General features: G+C 55.0%; 18 protein-coding genes. 14 read left to right on the top strand and 4 right to left on the bottom strand.

Annotated features, from left to right (window positions below):
* Window positions 1-18: 18 nt before the first annotated feature.
* Window positions 19-1,197, top strand: coding sequence for a mannose-6-phosphate isomerase (gene manA, locus ABLU80_RS03160; RefSeq protein WP_348849686.1), 1,179 nt, complete (start codon window positions 19-21; stop codon window positions 1,195-1,197).
* A gap of 97 nt (window positions 1,198-1,294) precedes the next feature.
* The gene (locus ABLU80_RS03155; RefSeq protein ID WP_032707917.1) at window positions 1,295-2,788 is read left to right on the top strand and encodes a YdgA family protein; all 1,494 of its coding nucleotides are present in this window, start codon (window positions 1,295-1,297) and stop codon (window positions 2,786-2,788) included.
* A gap of 57 nt (window positions 2,789-2,845) precedes the next feature.
* Here ABLU80_RS03155 and ABLU80_RS03150 read toward each other — a convergent pair whose 3' ends face one another.
* Window positions 2,846-3,874: a Mal regulon transcriptional regulator MalI gene (locus tag ABLU80_RS03150; protein WP_348849684.1), complete on the bottom strand. Its 1,029-nt coding sequence runs from the start codon at window positions 3,872-3,874 to the stop codon at window positions 2,846-2,848.
* A gap of 173 nt (window positions 3,875-4,047) precedes the next feature.
* Between ABLU80_RS03150 and malX the strand changes: the two genes are divergently transcribed.
* The 5 genes from malX (at window position 4,048) to yedF (ending at window position 8,775) form a co-directional block, all read left to right on the top strand.
* On the top strand, window positions 4,048-5,640 hold the full coding sequence (gene malX, locus ABLU80_RS03145) for a maltose/glucose-specific PTS transporter subunit IIBC (protein WP_015705244.1): 1,593 nt from the start codon (window positions 4,048-4,050) through the stop codon (window positions 5,638-5,640).
* Window positions 5,641-5,688: 48 nt separating this feature from the next.
* A complete protein-coding gene (locus ABLU80_RS03140; protein WP_045366890.1) occupies window positions 5,689-6,873 on the top strand; it encodes a MalY/PatB family protein in 1,185 nt (394 codons plus the stop codon).
* Window positions 6,874-6,965: 92 nt separating this feature from the next.
* Entirely contained in the window at window positions 6,966-7,169 is a 204-nt protein-coding gene (gene ydfZ / locus ABLU80_RS03135; RefSeq protein ID WP_015705242.1) for a putative selenium delivery protein YdfZ, read from the top strand.
* Window positions 7,170-7,333: 164 nt separating this feature from the next.
* The gene (gene yedE / locus ABLU80_RS03130; protein WP_047079686.1) at window positions 7,334-8,545 is read left to right on the top strand and encodes a selenium metabolism membrane protein YedE/FdhT; all 1,212 of its coding nucleotides are present in this window, start codon (window positions 7,334-7,336) and stop codon (window positions 8,543-8,545) included.
* Window positions 8,542-8,775 (top strand): sulfurtransferase-like selenium metabolism protein YedF, encoded by a 234-nt coding sequence (yedF, locus tag ABLU80_RS03125; protein WP_015705240.1) that lies wholly within the window; start codon window positions 8,542-8,544, stop codon window positions 8,773-8,775. The genes yedE and yedF overlap by 4 nt, the downstream gene beginning before the upstream one ends.
* 33 nt (window positions 8,776-8,808) lie before the next feature.
* On the opposite strand, the gene ABLU80_RS03120 is transcribed toward yedF, so the two are convergent.
* A complete protein-coding gene (locus ABLU80_RS03120; protein WP_348849683.1) occupies window positions 8,809-10,035 on the bottom strand; it encodes an NADH:flavin oxidoreductase/NADH oxidase family protein in 1,227 nt (408 codons plus the stop codon).
* Between the two features lie 80 nt (window positions 10,036-10,115).
* Between ABLU80_RS03120 and ABLU80_RS03115 the strand changes: the two genes are divergently transcribed.
* On the top strand, window positions 10,116-10,544 hold the full coding sequence (locus ABLU80_RS03115) for a MerR family transcriptional regulator (protein WP_032714383.1): 429 nt from the start codon (window positions 10,116-10,118) through the stop codon (window positions 10,542-10,544).
* On the opposite strand, the gene metQ is transcribed toward ABLU80_RS03115, so the two are convergent.
* Window positions 10,545-11,360, bottom strand: coding sequence for a methionine ABC transporter substrate-binding lipoprotein MetQ (metQ, locus tag ABLU80_RS03110; protein WP_116289139.1), 816 nt, complete (start codon window positions 11,358-11,360; stop codon window positions 10,545-10,547).
* A gap of 345 nt (window positions 11,361-11,705) precedes the next feature.
* On the opposite strand from metQ, the gene ABLU80_RS03105 reads away from it, so the two are divergent.
* Both ABLU80_RS03105 and add read left to right on the top strand, forming a co-directional pair.
* Window positions 11,706-12,101 carry a DUF1398 domain-containing protein gene (locus ABLU80_RS03105; RefSeq protein ID WP_015366844.1) on the top strand — a complete coding sequence of 132 codons (396 nt, stop codon included), beginning with the start codon at window positions 11,706-11,708 and terminating at the stop codon, window positions 12,099-12,101.
* Window positions 12,102-12,338: 237 nt separating this feature from the next.
* Entirely contained in the window at window positions 12,339-13,343 is a 1,005-nt protein-coding gene (add, locus tag ABLU80_RS03100; protein ID WP_348849681.1) for an adenosine deaminase, read from the top strand.
* Between the two features lie 33 nt (window positions 13,344-13,376).
* Here add and ABLU80_RS03095 read toward each other — a convergent pair whose 3' ends face one another.
* Entirely contained in the window at window positions 13,377-14,417 is a 1,041-nt protein-coding gene (locus ABLU80_RS03095; protein ID WP_348849680.1) for an oxidoreductase, read from the bottom strand.
* Window positions 14,418-14,587: 170 nt separating this feature from the next.
* Here ABLU80_RS03095 and blr point away from each other — a divergent pair, with 170 nt between their 5' ends.
* From blr to ABLU80_RS03075, 4 genes are all read left to right on the top strand, one after another.
* Window positions 14,588-14,725 carry a division septum protein Blr gene (blr, locus tag ABLU80_RS03090; protein WP_015366847.1) on the top strand — a complete coding sequence of 46 codons (138 nt, stop codon included), beginning with the start codon at window positions 14,588-14,590 and terminating at the stop codon, window positions 14,723-14,725.
* 110 nt (window positions 14,726-14,835) lie between these two features.
* Entirely contained in the window at window positions 14,836-16,206 is a 1,371-nt protein-coding gene (locus tag ABLU80_RS03085) for a GH1 family beta-glucosidase (protein WP_213796503.1), read from the top strand.
* A 214-nt stretch (window positions 16,207-16,420) separates the two neighbouring features.
* Window positions 16,421-16,636: a transcription modulator YdgT gene (ydgT, locus tag ABLU80_RS03080; protein ID WP_015366849.1), complete on the top strand. Its 216-nt coding sequence runs from the start codon at window positions 16,421-16,423 to the stop codon at window positions 16,634-16,636.
* A gap of 78 nt (window positions 16,637-16,714) precedes the next feature.
* Window positions 16,715-17,155: a DUF2569 domain-containing protein gene (locus tag ABLU80_RS03075; protein ID WP_015366850.1), complete on the top strand. Its 441-nt coding sequence runs from the start codon at window positions 16,715-16,717 to the stop codon at window positions 17,153-17,155.
* Window positions 17,156-17,168: the final 13 nt, after the last annotated feature.

The raw sequence follows: 17,168 nt of genomic DNA, 5'->3' as shown, positions 1-17,168 counted from the left end.
TGAAAACAGGGATTGAGAATGCAGAAGCTCATTAACTCAGTGCAAAACTATGCATGGGGAAGTCACACCGCGTTAACCGACCTTTACGGTATCGCCAATCCGGACAACCTGCCGATGGCGGAACTGTGGATGGGCGCACACCCAAAAAGCAGTTCGCGGATCCTTAACGCCGACGGCCAGCCGCAGTCGCTGCGCGACGTGATTGAGGCCGATAAAAACGCCCTTCTCGGCACTAACGTCGCAGAGCGTTTCGGCGAGCTGCCGTTCTTGTTCAAAGTACTGTGTGCCGCCCAGCCGCTCTCCATCCAGGTTCACCCGAATAAACGCGCGTCGGAAATTGGCTTTGCCAAAGAGAACGCCGCGGGTATTCCGCTGGATGCCGCCGAGCGCAACTATAAAGATCCCAACCATAAGCCGGAGCTGGTCTTCGCTCTGACGCCGTTCCTCGCCATGAACGCGTTCCGCGAATTTAATGAAATTGTCGCGCTGCTGCAGCCGGTTGCCGGGGCGCATCCTGCCATCGGCGAATTCATCCAACAGCCGGACGACGGGCGTTTAAGCCAGCTGTTTGCCAGCCTGCTGAATATGAAAGGCGAAGAAAAAGCGCATGCTCTCAGCGTGCTGCAAAAAGCCCTCGACCGCGAACAGGGCGAGCCGTGGCAGACCATTCGTCTGATCGCTGAATTCTACCCGGACGACAGCGGCCTCTTCTCCCCGCTGCTGCTCAATGTGGTGAAGCTGAACCCTGGCGAAGCGATGTTCCTGTTCGCCGAAACCCCGCACGCCTACCTGCAGGGCGTCGCGCTGGAAGTGATGGCCAACTCAGATAACGTACTGCGCGCCGGTCTGACGCCGAAGTACATCGATATTCCGGAACTGGTGGCGAACGTGAAATTTGTCGCCAAACCGGCCTCTGAGCTGCTGACCCAGCCGGAACAACACGGCAGCGAGCTGGATTTCCCAATCCCGGTCGACGATTTCGCATTCTCGTTGCACGATCTGACCAGCAACGAAGCCTCTCTGGCGCAAGAGAGCGCCGCGATTCTGTTCTGCGTGGAAGGCGAAGCAACGCTGCGTAAAGGCGAACAGCGTCTGACCCTGCAACCGGGTGAATCGGCGTTTATCGCCTGCAACGAATCACCGGTACAGGTCAGCGGCCAGGGTCGTCTGGCGCGCGTGTTCAATAAGCTTAAGTAAGTTACTGAACTTTTAATCCGCAGTTGCTAGACTTCCCCCATCATGACAACACCACCAGGCGGCATGTTCCGCCTGGTTTCATTTATGGACAAATGCTATGAAAAAAACATTGGTCGCTGCGGGAGTTATCGTCGCGCTCGGCGTCGTCTGGACAGGCGGGGCCTGGTTTACCGGTAAGCAACTGGAAAACCGTATTGCCGAAATGGTGCAGCAGGCGAATGCCCAACTACAGAGCAACGCGCCGGAAGCTGGCGTAGAGCTGAGCTATCAGGACTACCAGCGCGGGTTATTCAGCAGCCACCTGCAATTGGTGGTGAAGCCGCAGGCCGGTAAAGAGCACAGCCTGTTGGCCGCCGGTCAGAGCCTGATTTTTGACGAAAAGGTCGATCATGGTCCCTTCCCGCTTGCCTCGTTAAAATCTTTTAACCTGGTACCGGCAATGGCCTCGGTCAACACCACTCTGGTGAATAACGATGCCAGCAAAGCGCTGTTTGATATCGCCAAAGGGCAGTCGCCGTTTAACATCGACACCCGTATTGCCTACAGCGGCGATACCCAGTCGGCCATCTTCCTTAACCCGCTGGATTACGCTAAAGACAATGAAAAAGTTATCTTTAGCGGCGGTCAGTTCCAGCTCAATGCCGATCGCGATGGCAAAACGATCAGCCTGAGCGGCGAAGCGGCCAGCGGGCAGATCAACGCGGTCAACGAATACAACCAGAAAGTCCAGCTCAGTTTCAGCAACCTGAAGGCTGACGGCGCCACCGAAATGACCGCCTTCGAAGAACGTATCGGCAAGCAGAAGATTTCCCTTGATAAACTGGCTATCGGCGTTGAAGGTAAAGAGCTGGCGCTGCTGGAAGGCATGAATATCGACGGCCGCTCGACGCTCTCCGATGACGGCAAACGTATCAATAGCCAGCTTGATTACAACCTTAACAGCCTGAAACTGCAAAACCAGGATATGGGCCGCGGCAAACTCACCGTTAAGCTGGATAATCTCGATGGTCAGGCGTGGCATCAATTCAGTCAGCAGTATAACGCCCAGGCGCAGGCGCTGATGGCGAAGCCCGAGCTGGCGCAGAATCCGGAGCTCTATCAGCAGGCATTAACCGAGATCTTCTTTAGCTCGCTGCCGATTCTGTTGAAAGGTAATCCGTCGCTGACGATTTCCCCGCTGAGCTGGCAAAACGCTAAAGGCGAAAGCACCCTGAATCTGTCGGTGCTGATGCAGGACCCGGCGCAAACGACCGCCGCGCCGCAGACCGTCGCCGATGAACTGGACCGCAGCGTTAAATCGCTGGACGGCAAACTGGTGATCCCGGTGGATATGGCCACCGCTCTGATGACGCAGATTGCCGGGCTGGAAGGCTATCAGCCGGAGGACGCGGCGAAACTTGCCGATCAGCAGGTTAAAGGGCTGGCGGCGATGGGCCAGATGTTCCGTCTGACCACGATGGAAGATAACGCGATTACCTCCAGCCTGCAGTACGCCGACGGCCAGGTAACCCTAAACGGGCAGAAAATGCCGCTGGCTGATTTCGCCGCCATGTTCGGCCTGACGCTCCCCACCGCCGAACCGCAGCAGTAAAAAACGTCCCGGGCTGCGGTCAGGTAGCCCGGGAATCACCTTAATCGATGGCGGCCCCTACTTTCTGATAACCAGCCGCGGCGGCATAATCTGATTACGCGCGCTGCCTTGCCCCTCCTCGAGGCGGCGTAAAATACACTCCGCCAGGCTGTTCCCCATCTCACGCGCCGGGGTGGTCACCCAGGTCAAGGGGACATCATCGAGCGCCGCTTCCGGCACTTCGGCAAAGGCCGCCAGCGCGATGCGTTGCTCAAAATAACTTTCCACGCTACCCTCGCCGCTCTGCCGCCCGGCGCGCAGCAGACCGAACCACGCCCCGGTGGCGATGACGCTGTTATAGCAAAGTACCGCGCTGATGGTCGGGTTTTGCCGCAGCAGCGCGATCATGGCTTCCGCCGCCTGCTGCTGACTGGAGCCACACTCGACAACCCATTCACTATGAAACGGCAGGCCGTACTTCAATAAGGTGGCGCAATAGCCGCCCACCCGTTCGGCGCGGGTCAGGGACGCGCTTTGTCCGCCAAGCCAGGCGATGCGCTGATGACCGCGGCGAATCAGATGTTCCGTTACCATTTGCGCCGCCTGCATGTTATCCGGGCGGATCAGGTCGATATCGTCCAGATAGCTGGCGCGGGAGGCAAAAACCAGCGGCATCCCCACTTCGTCGGCACGATCGCGCAGTTCGCCGCCCTTGTCGATAGCGCCAGCGATAATCACCCCGTCCACGCCCTGTGAGACCAGGGTTTCGAAGCGCTGGAGCATTTTCTCGCCGCGATGCCCGCCCTGGGTGAGAAATACCATTTTACCCTGTGATTCCAGCGCATCGGTCAACCCGGCGGTTAGCTCGGCATAAAACGGCTTCGACAGATCGCTAACGATAAGGCCAATTACCCCGCTTTGCCCGCCGCGTAGCGACGCCGCCTGGCGATTACGCACAAACCCGAGCTGCTCAATGGCCTGATTGACGCGCTCGCCGGTGGCCGAAGAGATGCGCCCTTTACCGCTGAGCACCAGCGATACCGTACTGACCGAGACGCCAGCCGCCAGCGCCACATCATTGATGGTTGTCTTTTTTGCGATAGCCATAACGACTGGCTGACTCCCTTTGCCTTTCGATAAAACGTTTTATCAGTATGTTATCTTTATAAACCTTATTATCGCTTGATTATGTGATTTTTATCGCACTAAAAAATGGTAAAACGTTTTATCTTGCCGCTACGTTACATCCTATCGACCCTTTTCAGAACCAGGATTCGTGTATGACGGCGAAAACAGCACCAAAAATTACCTTATGGGAGTTTTTCCAGCAGTTAGGAAAAACCTTTATGTTGCCCGTGGCGTTGCTCTCGTTTTGCGGGATCATGCTGGGGATTGGCAGCTCGTTAAGCAGCCACGATGTGATTACGTTGCTGCCGTGGCTGAACGTGCCGCTGCTGCAGGCGATTTTTGTCTGGATGAGTAAAGTCGGCTCCTTCGCTTTTAGTTTCCTGCCGGTCATGTTCTGTATCGCAATTCCGCTCGGCCTGGCGCGTGAAAACAAAGGCGTCGCCGCTTTCGCGGGCTTTGTCGGCTACGCGGTAATGAACCTCGCGGTCAACTTCTGGCTGACGGCGAAAGGCATCCTGCCGACTACCGACGCGGCGATCCTCAAGGCCAACAACATCCAGAATATTATCGGTATTCAGTCGATCGACACCGGGATCCTCGGGGCGGTGATCGCCGGGATTATCGTCTGGATGCTGCACGAACGCTTCCACAACATCCGTCTGCCGGATGCGCTGGCCTTCTTTGGCGGCACGCGCTTTGTGCCGATCGTTACCACCGTGGTGTTAGGCCTGGTCGGGCTGGTCATTCCGCTGGTGTGGCCGGTGTTCGCCATGGGTATCAACGGACTGGGCCACGTTATCAATAGCGCCGGCGATTTTGGCCCGATGATCTTCGGTACCGGAGAACGCCTGCTGCTGCCGTTCGGTCTACACCATATTCTGGTGGCGCTGATCCGCTTTACCGAAGCGGGCGGCACCATGGACGTTTGCGGCCACAGCGTTAGCGGCGCGCTGACCATCTTCCAGGCGCAGCTGAGTTGCCCGACGACGCACGGCTTCTCTGAAAGCGCGACCCGCTTCCTGTCGCAGGGTAAAATGCCCGCTTTCCTCGGCGGCCTGCCCGGCGCGGCGCTGGCGATGTACCACTGCGCCCGCCCGGAAAACCGTCATAAAATTAAAGGGCTGCTCATTTCCGGCGTCATTGCCTGCGTGGTCGGCGGTACCACTGAGCCATTGGAATTCCTGTTCCTGTTCGTCGCTCCGGTGCTGTACGTTATCCACGCCCTGCTGACCGGCCTTGGTTTCACTATCATGGCGGTACTTGGCGTCACCATCGGCAACACCGACGGCAATATTATCGACTTCGTGGTGTTTGGCATCCTGCACGGTCTGGCGACCAAGTGGTATATGGTGCCGGTTGTCGCCGCCATCTGGTTCGCGGTGTACTACGGTATCTTCCGTTTCGCCATCACCCGCTTCAATCTGAAAACGCCGGGCCGCGATATCGAAACGGCGGCTAACATCGAAAAAGCGGTTGCCGGAACGATTGGCAAATCAGGTTATAACGTGCCGGCGATTCTGGCCGCACTCGGCGGTGCTGATAATATTGTCACGCTCGATAATTGTATTACCCGCCTGCGCCTGTCGGTGAACGACATGAGCAAAGTCGATACCGCCGCGTTAAAAGCCAACCGCGCAATCGGCGTGGTCCAGCTTAACGATCACAACCTGCAGGTGGTCATCGGCCCACAGGTTCAGTCGGTAAAAGATGAAATGGCCACCCTGATGAATACCGTTCAGGCCTAAACATACGCCCCCTCTCACCCGGAGGGGGCTCTCGCGAAGGACGTTCAGATGTTTGATTTTGCCACACCAGTTGACCGCCACGGGACCTGGTGCACCCAATGGGATTATGTTGCCGACCGTTTCGGCGCCGCCGACCTGCTGCCGTTCACTATCTCCGATATGGATTTCGCTACCGCCCCTTGCATTATCGACGCCGTCAGCCAGCGACTGGCGCACGGCGTTTTTGGCTATAGCCGCTGGAAAAATGACGAGTTTCTCGGCGCCATCAGCCACTGGTTCGCCAGCCGTTTTCATAGCCCCATTGACCACGAGGCCATCGTTTACGGCCCGTCGGTTATCTATATGGTGGCCGAAATGATTAGGCAATGGTCCAATCCGGGCGACGGTATCGTGGTCCATACCCCGGCTTACGACGCGTTTTACAAAACTATCGACGGCAACCAGCGCCGCATTGCCCCGGTGGCGCTCAAGCTTGATGAGGGTGAGTGGCGCTGCGACATGAACGAACTGGAAGCCGCGCTCGCCCGTCCCGACAACCGCATTTTGCTGCTATGCAGCCCGCATAATCCGACGGGCAAAGTCTGGAGCCGCGACGAACTGACCACCATGGCGCAGCTGTGCGCGAAGCATAACGTCCGGGTTATTAGCGATGAAATTCATATGGATATGACCTGGGGCGAACACCGTCATACCCCCTGGTGCGCCGTTGCGCAGGGCCCCTGGGCGCTGTTCACGTCGGGCTCAAAAAGCTTCAATATCCCGGCATTTACCGGCGCCTATGGGCTCATCGCCGATACTGCTTCGCGCGATGGCTATCTGCAAGCGCTGAAAGGCCGCGATGGTCTCTCATCACCTTCGGTTCCGGCGCTGGTCGCGCATATCGCCGCCTATCGTCAGGGGGCGCCCTGGCTGGATGCGCTACGTGATTACCTGCAGGATAACATGCGCTATATCGCCGAGCAGCTGAATCAGGCCTTCCCGCAGCTACGCTGGCAGCCGCCGCAGGCCACCTATCTGGCATGGATCGATCTGCGCCCGCTCGGCGTCGACGACCGTGCGCTGCAACGCGCGCTAATTGAAGAGCAAAAAGTCGCGATTATGCCGGGTTATACCTATGGCGAAGAGGGTAATGGTTTCATCAGGCTAAATGCCGGCTGCCCGCGGGAGAAGCTTGAGAAAGGGATTCAAGGATTGATTGCCGCGCTGTCGTCATTGCGCCCGGAATTAAAATAATTTTGATATATCTCAAAACTTTTTTAACCACGGAGGAGTATTAAAACAGCGCTGAACTATCACGTCCGAATGACAATGCAGAGGAGGAAATGATGAAAACCTACGATCGTAACCGTAATGCTATTGATGCCGGCAGCCGGGTCATGGTCGCCGACAGCGGCGCGACGGGAGTGATTAAGGCTATTCATGGCGCCAATAAAAACAGCGAACAGCTGCGCCGCAGTGACTGCGTAGAATTAGACGGTAGCCATGAATTGTATTGCCCATTGAATCTTATTCGCCTGGGCTTTAATTAATTCCAGCGTTGTTGATTTAAGGCCGCCCTGACTGGCGGCCTTTTTCATAAGGCATTCTTCCCGCTTTTGATCTCGTCGAGTGATTCTGAAAGCTAAGCGGCGTATTATCGCGGCTCTTCACGCCCTTTCGGGGCGAATTACCTTCTGAGTTCAGAGGCATTTCTATGACATGGCAACAATTCAAACAAGCCTGGTTAATCAAATTTTGGGCGCCGGCGCCCGCGGTGATCGCCGCCGGTATTCTTTCTACTTACTATTTTGGCATTACCGGTACTTTCTGGGCAGTCACCGGCGAATTTACCCGCTGGGGCGGCCAACTGCTGCAGTTGATGGGCATCCCGGCCGAAAACTGGGGTTACTATCAATTAATCCATCTCGAAGGCACGCCGTTAACGCGTATTGACGGTATGATGATCCTTGGCATGTTTGGCGGCTGCCTGGCCGCCGCGCTGTGGGCTAATAACGTCAAGCTGCGGATGCCGCGTAGCCGCATTCGCATTTTCCAGGCCCTGGCCGGCGGGATTATTGCCGGCTTCGGCGCCCGGCTGGCAATGGGCTGTAATCTGGCGGCCTTCTTTACCGGGATCCCGCAGTTTTCCCTGCACGCATGGTTCTTCGCCATCGCCACCGCCATTGGGACCTGGTTCGGCGCGCGCTTTACGCTGCTGCCTGTTTTCCGTATCCCGGTTAAAATTGAGAAAGTCTCCGCAGCCTCACCGTTAACTCAAAAACCCGCGCAGGCGCGTCGTCGCTTTCGTCTGGGAATGCTGGTATTTGTCGCTATGATCGGCTGGGGGCTACTGACCGCCGCCAATCAGCCTAAACTTGGCCTGGCCCTGCTGTTCGGCGTTGCTTTTGGCCTGCTCATCGAGCGAGCGCAAATCTGTTTCACCTCCGCCTTTCGCGATATGTGGGTCACCGGGCGCACCTATATGGCCAAAGCAATCATCTTCGGGATGGCGGCCAGCGCTATCGGTATCTTTAGCTATGTGCAGCTCGGCATGGAGCCCAAAATCATGTGGGCCGGGCCAAACGCGGTAATTGGCGGTCTGCTGTTCGGTTTCGGCATCGTACTGGCCGGTGGTTGCGAAACCGGTTGGATGTATCGCGCCGTTGAAGGCCAGGTACATTATTGGTGGGTCGGGTTAGGCAACGTTATCGGCTCCACCCTGCTGGCTTACTTCTGGGATGATTTATCGCCGGCGCTTGCCACCCACTGGGATAAGATTAACCTGCTGACGACTTTTGGTCCGTTCGGCGGCCTGCTTATCACCTACCTGCTGCTATTTATCGCGCTGATGTTGGTCATCGCCTGGGAAAAACACTTCTTTCGCCAGAAAACCACCTCAGCGACCCGTATTAAGGAAACCGCATGAAAGAGTTCGTTCCTGATTACCGCCTCGATATGGTTGGTGAACCTTGCCCCTATCCAGCTGTGGCCACGCTTGAAGCGATGCCGGCACTCAAAAAAGGGGAAATACTTGAAGTGGTGAGCGACTGTCCGCAGTCCATCAACAACATCCCGCACGATGCTAAAAATCACGGCTATACCGTGCTGGATATTCAGCAGGACGGGCCGACGATCCGCTATCTGATTCAAAAATGACGCGAAGGGCCGGTAGCGCGCTACCGGCTGTCATTACTTGCCCGCCATCCAGCGCCGATAACGTTTAGCCTGCCGTTTTGCTGTCAGTTGCGCCGTCAGCAGCGCCCACAGCGGTGAGACCTGCGGCCGCACCGCGCGGTGGCGGCTTAGCCGCTGCAGCTGATATTTCACCGCCGCCATATGCGCGGTGGCGGCAATAGCCTTGTTCTTCCAGTTACCCTGACGCAGCAGTGGCGCATCGAACTCCCCCTCACGCCAGTACTGCGGTAAACCGGGGGCTATCGCCATTGCCGTAGCGATGCCCACCAACGCAATCCCGCTATTCACTACCCTCTCCGCCACTTCACGCCGCCGCACGCCGCCGGTAACCATTAAAGGAATCGTCGCGACCTCGACAATTTGCTCGGCAAACTGCAGGAAGTATGCTTCCCGCTCCAGCGTCCGTTCATCGCGCATGGCGCCCATCATCGCCGGCGCTTCGTAGCTGCCGCCGGAAAGTTCGACCAGATCGACGCCGCTTTCCGCCAGCAGTTGCACCACCGTCTTCGCATCGTTAATCGAAAAGCCGCCGCGCTGGAAATCCGCTGAATTGAGTTTAACCACCACGGTAAAACCCGCCGCCACCGTCTCGCGAACGCCGCGCACAATATCCAGCAGTAAACGGGCGCGATTTTCAATGCTCCCGCCATACCGATCGGTGCGCTGGTTACTGAGCGGCGAGAGGAACTGGCTCAGCAAATAGCCGTGGGCGGCATGGATTTCGACGCCGTGAAATCCGGCGCGCTCCGCTAACCGGGAAGTGGTGATGAACCGTCGTGTCACGTCGGCGATATCTTTATCATCCATCGCCCGCGGCAGGCGAAAGCGTGAAGACTGCGAGCCAAGATCCAGCGCCAACGCCGAAGGGGCCAGCGTCTCCTGCCCAAGGCCACCGGGCATCTGCCGTCCAGGATGGTTTATTTGCATCCACACCTGTGCGCCCTTCGAGCGCGCCGCCTGCGACCAGGCGCGGAACTTATCCAGATGCTGTTCATCTTCCAGCACCACGCCTGCCGGGCCGGTCATCGCCCGGGCGTCCACCATCACATTACCGGTAATAATCACCCCGGCGCCGCCCTGCGCCCAGGCCTGATAAAGTGTGAGTAATTCCGTTGACGGCGCATGATCGGCATCGGCCATATTTTCTTCCATCGCCGCTTTAGCGATGCGGTTGTTAATGACGACGCCAGAGGCCAGTCGCAGAGGGGTAAAAAGGGTCATGTCAGGGCTCCAGTCAGTGAACTGGACAAACCATAACCTTAAAGTTAAGTTTAAGGTCAAGCAGCTTATGAGGAATAAAAATGAACATCGGAACTCTGGCAAAACGCAGCGGCCTGGCGCCTTCGCGGATCCGTTATTACGAGCGCGCGGGGATCCTCAAAACCGTGCAGCGTAAAGCCAATGGCTATCGCAGCTATCCGGAAGAAACGCTGGTGGTGCTGGGGCTAATTACCACCGCTCAGGCAGCGGGTTTCAGCCTCGAAGAGATATCATCCCTATTGCCGTCAGACCTCAATCACTGGGATCGACAAACGCTACTCGCCACCCTGCAACAAAAAGTGGCGGATATCGAAAAGCTGGAACAGAAACTCGCGCACAGTAAAGCGCAACTGGTCAACGTTATCCATGAGATACAACAGAAGCCGGATGACATTGACTGCGCCGCGAATGCGCGGCGCGTATTAACTCAGGTGCTGGATGTGCAGCACCAGACGGGGAAGGAAGAATAACTACCAGCCTTTCACCGCATCGCCTTTATACAATTCGGCGGCGGCGTTGGCGACTTCGTCGGTCTGGTAGGCTTTCACCAGATTCTTCACTTTTTCGCTGTCTTTATTATCTTCGCGGCTGGCGAAAATATTGACGTACGGCGAATTTTTATCCTCGATGAACAGACCATTGCGCGTCGGCGACAGGCCAACCTGGCTGGAGAACGTGGTATTTATAATAGCCATGGTCACCTGTTTATCATCCAGCGCACGGGTCAGCTGCGGTGCTTCAATCTCGACGATTTTCAGCTTCTTCGGGTTATTCACGATATCCAGCGCGGTTGGCAGCAGGCCAACCCCCTCTTTCAGAGTGATCAGCCCCTGCTGCTCCAGCAATAACAGAGAACGCCCAAGGTTGGTTGGGTCGTTAGGCACCGCTACCTGGGCGCCGTCCGGAAGCTGTGAAATGGCGGTGATTTTCTTTGAATAAGCGGCAATCGGATAGACAAAAGTAGTACCAACATCTACCAGCTTATAGCCGCGCTCCTGGATCTGTTTATCAAGATAGGGTTTATGCTGGAAAGCATTGATATCGAGATCGCCATTATTCAGCGCCTCATTGGGCAAAACGAAATCATTAAAAGTCACCACCTCGACATCAAGGTTATATTTCTGTTTAGCGACTTTTTGCACTACCGCCCAGACTTGCTGATCGATACCCGCGCTAATTCCCACCTTAATATGATTAGGATCCTGATCTTTTGGCCCACAGCCCGCTAGCAGCAACGCGCTAACGAGGGCCAATGAATGAGTTAAACCTTTAAGTGAAAAAGCCATTTTCCCGGCGTCCTTTTAATATAGCCTGCTAACGATGGCAGGAATGTCAGTCCGGGACACTATATAAAAGCATCTTTCTAATATTAAATACTGATTCACTATGACTAATAGCGAAACGCTATTGATAAGTCGCCACGCTGCTTATACTCACCCGCCAGTGGAACTGCTGTTTTCTTGCGCTAAAGCAATACTTTGTAACACTTGAAACACTGTTCCAATACCATTACACACATTAAAATTAAGATTATATTATTAGCATTATAATAAATAGATAAGTGAACGTTTCGTATACATCAGCTGTATAGGAAGCCGTTTCGCACGCACACACGACCCACAAGGAAAATCATGGAGCTTCTGGATTTGCTCAGAACCATTTTTGAGCGAGTACGCACTGATGCGGATTTTATTTCATTTACTGAAGTACTTCTGGAGAACAATGTCTCTTATTACATCTATTTTGTCGCTACAGGGAATGTGAATTTTGTTATGTCATCAGATACTTTCGTTTCCCTGAAAAGCAACAGAAAGTTGTTGCGGGTTAATTCCCAGTCCTGCAGAGCGCTCACCCGAGATGCCGCCCGGCGCCACTTTAGCGGTATTACCACTTTTGATAACTATTGCGCCGAACTGGCAAATGCCGGGGTATTCAAGTGGGTGGTTGATCTCAATGAAAAAACGCGACACTACTGGTCAAAAGACAATACGTTATTGCATATGGAAAATATGATTCTCCCCTTTTAATCGCAGAAATTATTAAACGCTCATCCAGATATTCAGACGGCCCGGAAGTTAGTTTACGCTTGGGGCCGCTCAACACCTCAATTTGCGCAACAAAAAAGGGAAATGGCTTTCTATTTGCGCAAAAACAGACTTTGCACCAGCCATCTCCCTGTATCCATAGGATTTTTTCCGTACTTTTAAACGGTTACGCTACTGATGTATAATATCGTGCACTTCAACTAAAAAATGAGTGCGACCATGATTGATTCAGCTTTGCCTTTAACAGACATTCACCGCCATCTTGACGGCAACATCCGTGCCCAAACCATTCTCGATCTTGGCCGCCAGTTCAATATTACTCTCCCGGCAGATACCCTTGAAACGCTGCGTCCGCATGTGCAGGTCACCAGCAATGAACCAGACCTGGTTAGCTTCCTGGCGAAACTTGATTGGGGCGTGAAGGTGCTGGCTTCTCTGGAAGCCTGCCGCCGTGTTGCCTGGGAAAACGTTGAAGACGCCGCGCGCAACGGCCTGCACTACGTTGAACTGCGTTTTTCTCCGCGTTATATGGCGATGACCCATCAATTACCGGTCGCTGGCGTCGTCGAAGCGGTGATTGCCGGGGTACGCGAGGGCTGCCGTGATTTCGGCGTCGAAGCGCGTCTGATTGGCATCATGAGCCGCACCTTCGGCGAGGCGGCCTGTGAAGAGGAACTCGACGCCCTGCTGGCGCATCGCGATGGGATCACCGCGCTGGATCTGGCTGGCGACGAGCTGGGATTCCCCGGCGCGCTGTTTATGGATCATTTCCGTCGCGCGCGTGACGCGGGTTGGCGTATCACCGTCCACGCTGGTGAAGCCGCCGGGCCGGAAAGTATCTGGCAGGCCATTCGTGAACTGGGCGCCGAACGCATCGGTCACGGGGTGAAAGCCGTGCAGGATCCGAAGTTAATGGACTTCCTCGCCGCTGAACGTATTGGCATTGAATCCTGCCTGACGTCGAACATCCAGACCAGTACCGTCTCCTCACTGGCGCAGCACCCGCTGAAGACCTTCCTCGATCACGGCGTGCTGGCCTGCATTAACACCGATGATCCGGCGGTACAGGGGGTGGATATTATTCACGAGTACAATGTCGCCGCACCGGCGGCGGGCCTCAGCCGTGAGCAGATCCGTCAGGCGCAAATTAACGGTCTGGAACTGGCATTCCTCAGCCGTCAGGAAAAAGAGGCGCTGATCCAACGCGTTCTAAAGGCTAATTAAGCCAAAGCTCCGCCGTGCAGGCGGAGCATGCTGTTAAATCAGGCACAGCGCCGCCCGGTGCCGTGCCGATTCAATCCCCAGTTCAATCAGTTCCATAATCTGAATCGCCTGGCTTGCGGGTACCGGGTTTTCTCCGCTGCCGTTGAGCGCATCGCGAATCGCCGCATAATAAGCGGGATAGTTCCCGGGCAGCGTCAGCCAGGTTTCCTCGACGCGCTCCTCGCCTTCAACGCGGGTCAATATGCCGTCGCGCATATCGTAGCCCCAATCCTCCTGCGGCAGTCGCTCGCCGCTTTTCAATCGCTCTTCCTGCGGATCGAGACCGTATTTTACATAGCTTCCTCGTGAACCATGGACGATATAACGCGCCGTTTCCGCCGCCGCCAGCAGCGTACTGTGCAAAATCACTCTCCGTTGCGGATAAACTAACACCGCGTGGAAATAATCCGTCGCCTGCGCACCGGGGCGCTGCTGCGCCAGATCGACGGCAATACTTACCGGTAGGCCAAACAGGTTGACCGCCTGATCCAGCAGATGGGGGCCTAAGTCATACCAGATACCGCTGCCAGGGCCACCCTGCTCACGCCAGCGGTCACGAACCTGCGGGCGAAAACGATCGAAATGTGATTCAAAATAACTGACCTCCCCCAAATCCCCTGCGGCAATCAAGGCCTTCAGCGTGAGAAAATCGCTATCCCAACGGCGATTATGGAACACCGATAACAGCCGCCCGCGGCTTCTGGCGATAGCATCCAACTCACGCGCCTGTGACAGTGTCACGGTAAAAGGTTTGTCAACAATGACATGTTTGCCCGCCTCCAGCGCCGCTCGCGCCAGCGGGAAATGAGTATCGTTGGGAGTTGGAATAACAATCAGATCGATATCAGGGTCAGCGTATAGCGAATTCGCGGAAGTCACCACCTGGGTCGCCGGCCAGTCCGCCAGCACTTTCTGCGCATCGCTACTGACCACGGTCGTCAGGGCCATGCCCGGCGTACCGGAAATCAATGGCGCGTGAAATGTCTTGCTTGCATAACCATAACCTATCAGCCCTACCCGTATAGCATCACTCATGACCTCATCCTCGTGCGCAACCATGACTTCAACTATAAACCGCAATCTTCCGCTTATCCGTGTACGCTGTTTATCTTTGCGCCAGTTGCGCAATCTACGGGCGGTAATACTTGCGTTGTTTCCGCGGTTTAGTAACATTTCAATCCATTTTAACTTTCCGCTTTAGAATTATGACGACTGTTTTTACCCGTATTGTAGAACTTATTGGCTGGGTTGTTTTTGGCGTTTCGGCTGTGCTGTTGGTGGTTGCGCATCAAATTGATGATTACCAGTCCCCGCCTCCGGCCAGCACTGTACAGGCGAAATAACGGCAAAGAGTGATGCTCGCCGCAAATCTGCAACCGGTTTCAGAAACCGGTTGCAGATTTGTCGCGCCATTCAATACACTCTCTTTATCACTTGATAAGGAGTTTTTTTGATGGCCGCATTTCCGCAAGATTTTCTCTGGGGGGCAGCAACGGCCGCCTACCAGGTTGAAGGCGGGCACGATGCCGATGGCAAAGGCCCTTCTATTTGGGATATCTACTCGCACCAGCCGGGAACCACCTTTCAGGGCACCAATGGCGATATCGCCGTCGATCACTATCACCGCTTTCGTGAAGATGTCGCCCTGATGGCTGAAATGGGGCTACAAAGCTACCGCTTTTCTATCTCCTGGCCTCGGTTATTGCCTCGTGGCCGTGGTGAAGTCAATGAACCAGGCGTGCAGTTTTACAGCGATCTGATCGACGAACTGCTGGCGCACAATATTGAACCGATGATCACCCTTTATCACTGGGATTTGCCCCAGGCATTGCAGGACGAAGGGGGTTGGGAGGCTCGGAGCACAGCGGAAGCCTTCGCCGAATACGCGCGACTGTGCTATCAGCGCTTCGGTTCCAGGGTCAAGCTGTGGGCAACCTTTAACGAAACCATTGTATTTATTGGCCACGGTTATATTAATGGCTGCCATCCACCGGCGGTACGCGACCCGGCTCGCGCCATCCAGGCTTGCCACCATGTCTTTATCGCCCACGCGCTGGCGGTTAAGACCTTCCGTGAAATGAACCTTAACGGCCAGATTGGTTTCGTTAACGTACTGCAGCCCCATACGCCGTTGACGCAAAGCGCCGAGGACATTGAGGCCACCGCGTTGGCCGATGCTATCCATACCCACTGGCTATACGATCCGGTACTCAAAGGCGCCTATCCAGACGCTTTACTTCAACAGGCTCAGGCGCTGTGGAACGTACCGCGCTTCGCACCGGGCGACGACGCGCTGCTCAGGGAAAACCGCTGCGATTTTATCGGCCTGAATTATTATCGTCGGGAGACGGTCTCCGCCACGCCACAGGATGGTCCAGGCGTTGGCGAGTCCGGCGTGGATGGATTATTTTATTTTGTCCGCAATCCGCAAAGTACTTATACCGAATGGGGTTGGGAAATTTGGCCGCAGGGATTAACCGACGGCATCATGATGATAAAAGAGCGTTACGGCGATATCCCAATCTATATCACCGAAAATGGTTTGGGGGCGAAAGATCCGATTATTGACGGTGAAATAGTCGACGATCCGCGAATTGACTATCTGAGTAGCCACATTAATGCGCTGGAAAAGGCAATAGCATTAGGTGCGGATGTCCGCGGTTTTTACCCATGGTCCTTTATTGACCTGCTAAGCTGGCTCAACGGCTATCAGAAGCAGTATGGCTTTGTCTACGTCGATCACCAGCAGAACCGCGCCCGCAAACGAAAAAAGAGTTATTTCTGGTACCAAAACGTTATTGCCAGCCGAGGCGAACAGCGTTAATCTTCTTCCCTCAGGCGCCGTCCGGCGCCTGAACTGGTTGTAGAATATTCTTAAATTTCTTTTTACGATGCCAGGATCCTAATCAGTTCTTGTTTTTAGTATTGGCAACCGAAATAATTCCGCCGGCCCATCAAGAAGGCGCTGTTAGTTGAAACACGGTTTACAGAAAATTGGTAATATTCGACTTAATTCCGATTATTAAATGGATACACAAATGACCGTACAGGATTATTTATTAAAATTCCGCAAAATTAGTTCGCTGGAAAGCCTGGAAAAACTTTTTGATCATCTTAACTATTCTCTCTCTGACACCAATGAAATCGTCAACATGTATCGCGCCGCCGATCACCGCCGCGCCGAGTTAGTCTCTGGCGGAAAACTGTTCGATGTAGGCCAGGTGCCGAAGTCGGTGTGGCGTTACGTGCAATAAAGACTGTTATCATTCACGCCAGTTGCTTATACTTCCCGCCCTGAAATTAACTAACTGGCGTTGAATCCGGGGGTTAGGATGTCCTCTCAATCTGCAGAACGTATCGGCGGATGGCTACTGGCGCCGCTGGCGTGGTTACTGCTCGCGTTGCTCAGCACCTCCCTGTCATTAATACTGTACGCGAATGCGCTGATGGCGCCGCAGACCTGGGCATTGCTGAAAGCCATGAGCTTTGGCCATCTGGCGCTCTGGCTGGCTTCGCTGCTGTTCGCCGTCGCGATGTGGTATTATACCCTGTGGCTGACGATAGCGTTTTTCAAACGCCGCGCGGTGGTACCCAAACACTACATTATCTGGCTGCTTATTTCTCTGCTGCTGGCGATTAAGGCGTTCGCTTTTTCGCCGATTTCGGATCTTCTGGCCATGCGCCAGCTGCTGTTTCCGTTGCTCGCTGCGGCACTGTTTGCGCCCTATTTTCGACGCTCTGCGCGGGTTAAGCGGACCTTCGTCAATCCGTAATAACCACACAGTT

The sequence above is a fragment of the Klebsiella sp. CN_Kp104 genome, assembly GCF_040064515.1.
GTDB classification, from domain to species: Bacteria; Pseudomonadota; Gammaproteobacteria; order Enterobacterales; family Enterobacteriaceae; genus Klebsiella; species Klebsiella aerogenes.
This window is presented reverse-complemented; position numbering and strand designations above follow the sequence as displayed.

Bases quoted from the DNA above. Each gene is read 5' to 3' on its own strand.
- ABLU80_RS03115 (WP_032714383.1), top strand. From the start codon at position 10,116: ATGAACATCGGAACTCTGGCAAAACGCAGCGGCCTGGCGCCTTCGCGG.
- ABLU80_RS03075 (WP_015366850.1), top strand. From the start codon at position 16,715: ATGTCCTCTCAATCTGCAGAACGTATCGGCGGATGGCTACTGGCGCCG.
- add (WP_348849681.1), top strand. From the start codon at position 12,339: ATGATTGATTCAGCTTTGCCTTTAACAGACATTCACCGCCATCTTGAC.
- yedE (WP_047079686.1), top strand. From the start codon at position 7,334: ATGACATGGCAACAATTCAAACAAGCCTGGTTAATCAAATTTTGGGCG.
- metQ (WP_116289139.1), bottom strand. From the start codon at position 11,360: ATGGCTTTTTCACTTAAAGGTTTAACTCATTCATTGGCCCTCGTTAGC.
- ABLU80_RS03150 (WP_348849684.1), bottom strand. From the start codon at position 3,874: ATGGCTATCGCAAAAAAGACAACCATCAATGATGTGGCGCTGGCGGCT.
- yedF (WP_015705240.1), top strand. From the start codon at position 8,542: ATGAAAGAGTTCGTTCCTGATTACCGCCTCGATATGGTTGGTGAACCT.
- ABLU80_RS03085 (WP_213796503.1), top strand. From the start codon at position 14,836: ATGGCCGCATTTCCGCAAGATTTTCTCTGGGGGGCAGCAACGGCCGCC.
- ydgT (WP_015366849.1), top strand. From the start codon at position 16,421: ATGACCGTACAGGATTATTTATTAAAATTCCGCAAAATTAGTTCGCTG.
- ABLU80_RS03105 (WP_015366844.1), top strand. From the start codon at position 11,706: ATGGAGCTTCTGGATTTGCTCAGAACCATTTTTGAGCGAGTACGCACT.
- malX (WP_015705244.1), top strand. From the start codon at position 4,048: ATGACGGCGAAAACAGCACCAAAAATTACCTTATGGGAGTTTTTCCAG.
- ABLU80_RS03155 (WP_032707917.1), top strand. From the start codon at position 1,295: ATGAAAAAAACATTGGTCGCTGCGGGAGTTATCGTCGCGCTCGGCGTC.
- ABLU80_RS03140 (WP_045366890.1), top strand. From the start codon at position 5,689: ATGTTTGATTTTGCCACACCAGTTGACCGCCACGGGACCTGGTGCACC.
- ydfZ (WP_015705242.1), top strand. From the start codon at position 6,966: ATGAAAACCTACGATCGTAACCGTAATGCTATTGATGCCGGCAGCCGG.
- manA (WP_348849686.1), top strand. From the start codon at position 19: ATGCAGAAGCTCATTAACTCAGTGCAAAACTATGCATGGGGAAGTCAC.
- ABLU80_RS03095 (WP_348849680.1), bottom strand. From the start codon at position 14,417: ATGAGTGATGCTATACGGGTAGGGCTGATAGGTTATGGTTATGCAAGC.
- blr (WP_015366847.1), top strand. From the start codon at position 14,588: ATGACGACTGTTTTTACCCGTATTGTAGAACTTATTGGCTGGGTTGTT.
- ABLU80_RS03120 (WP_348849683.1), bottom strand. From the start codon at position 10,035: ATGACCCTTTTTACCCCTCTGCGACTGGCCTCTGGCGTCGTCATTAAC.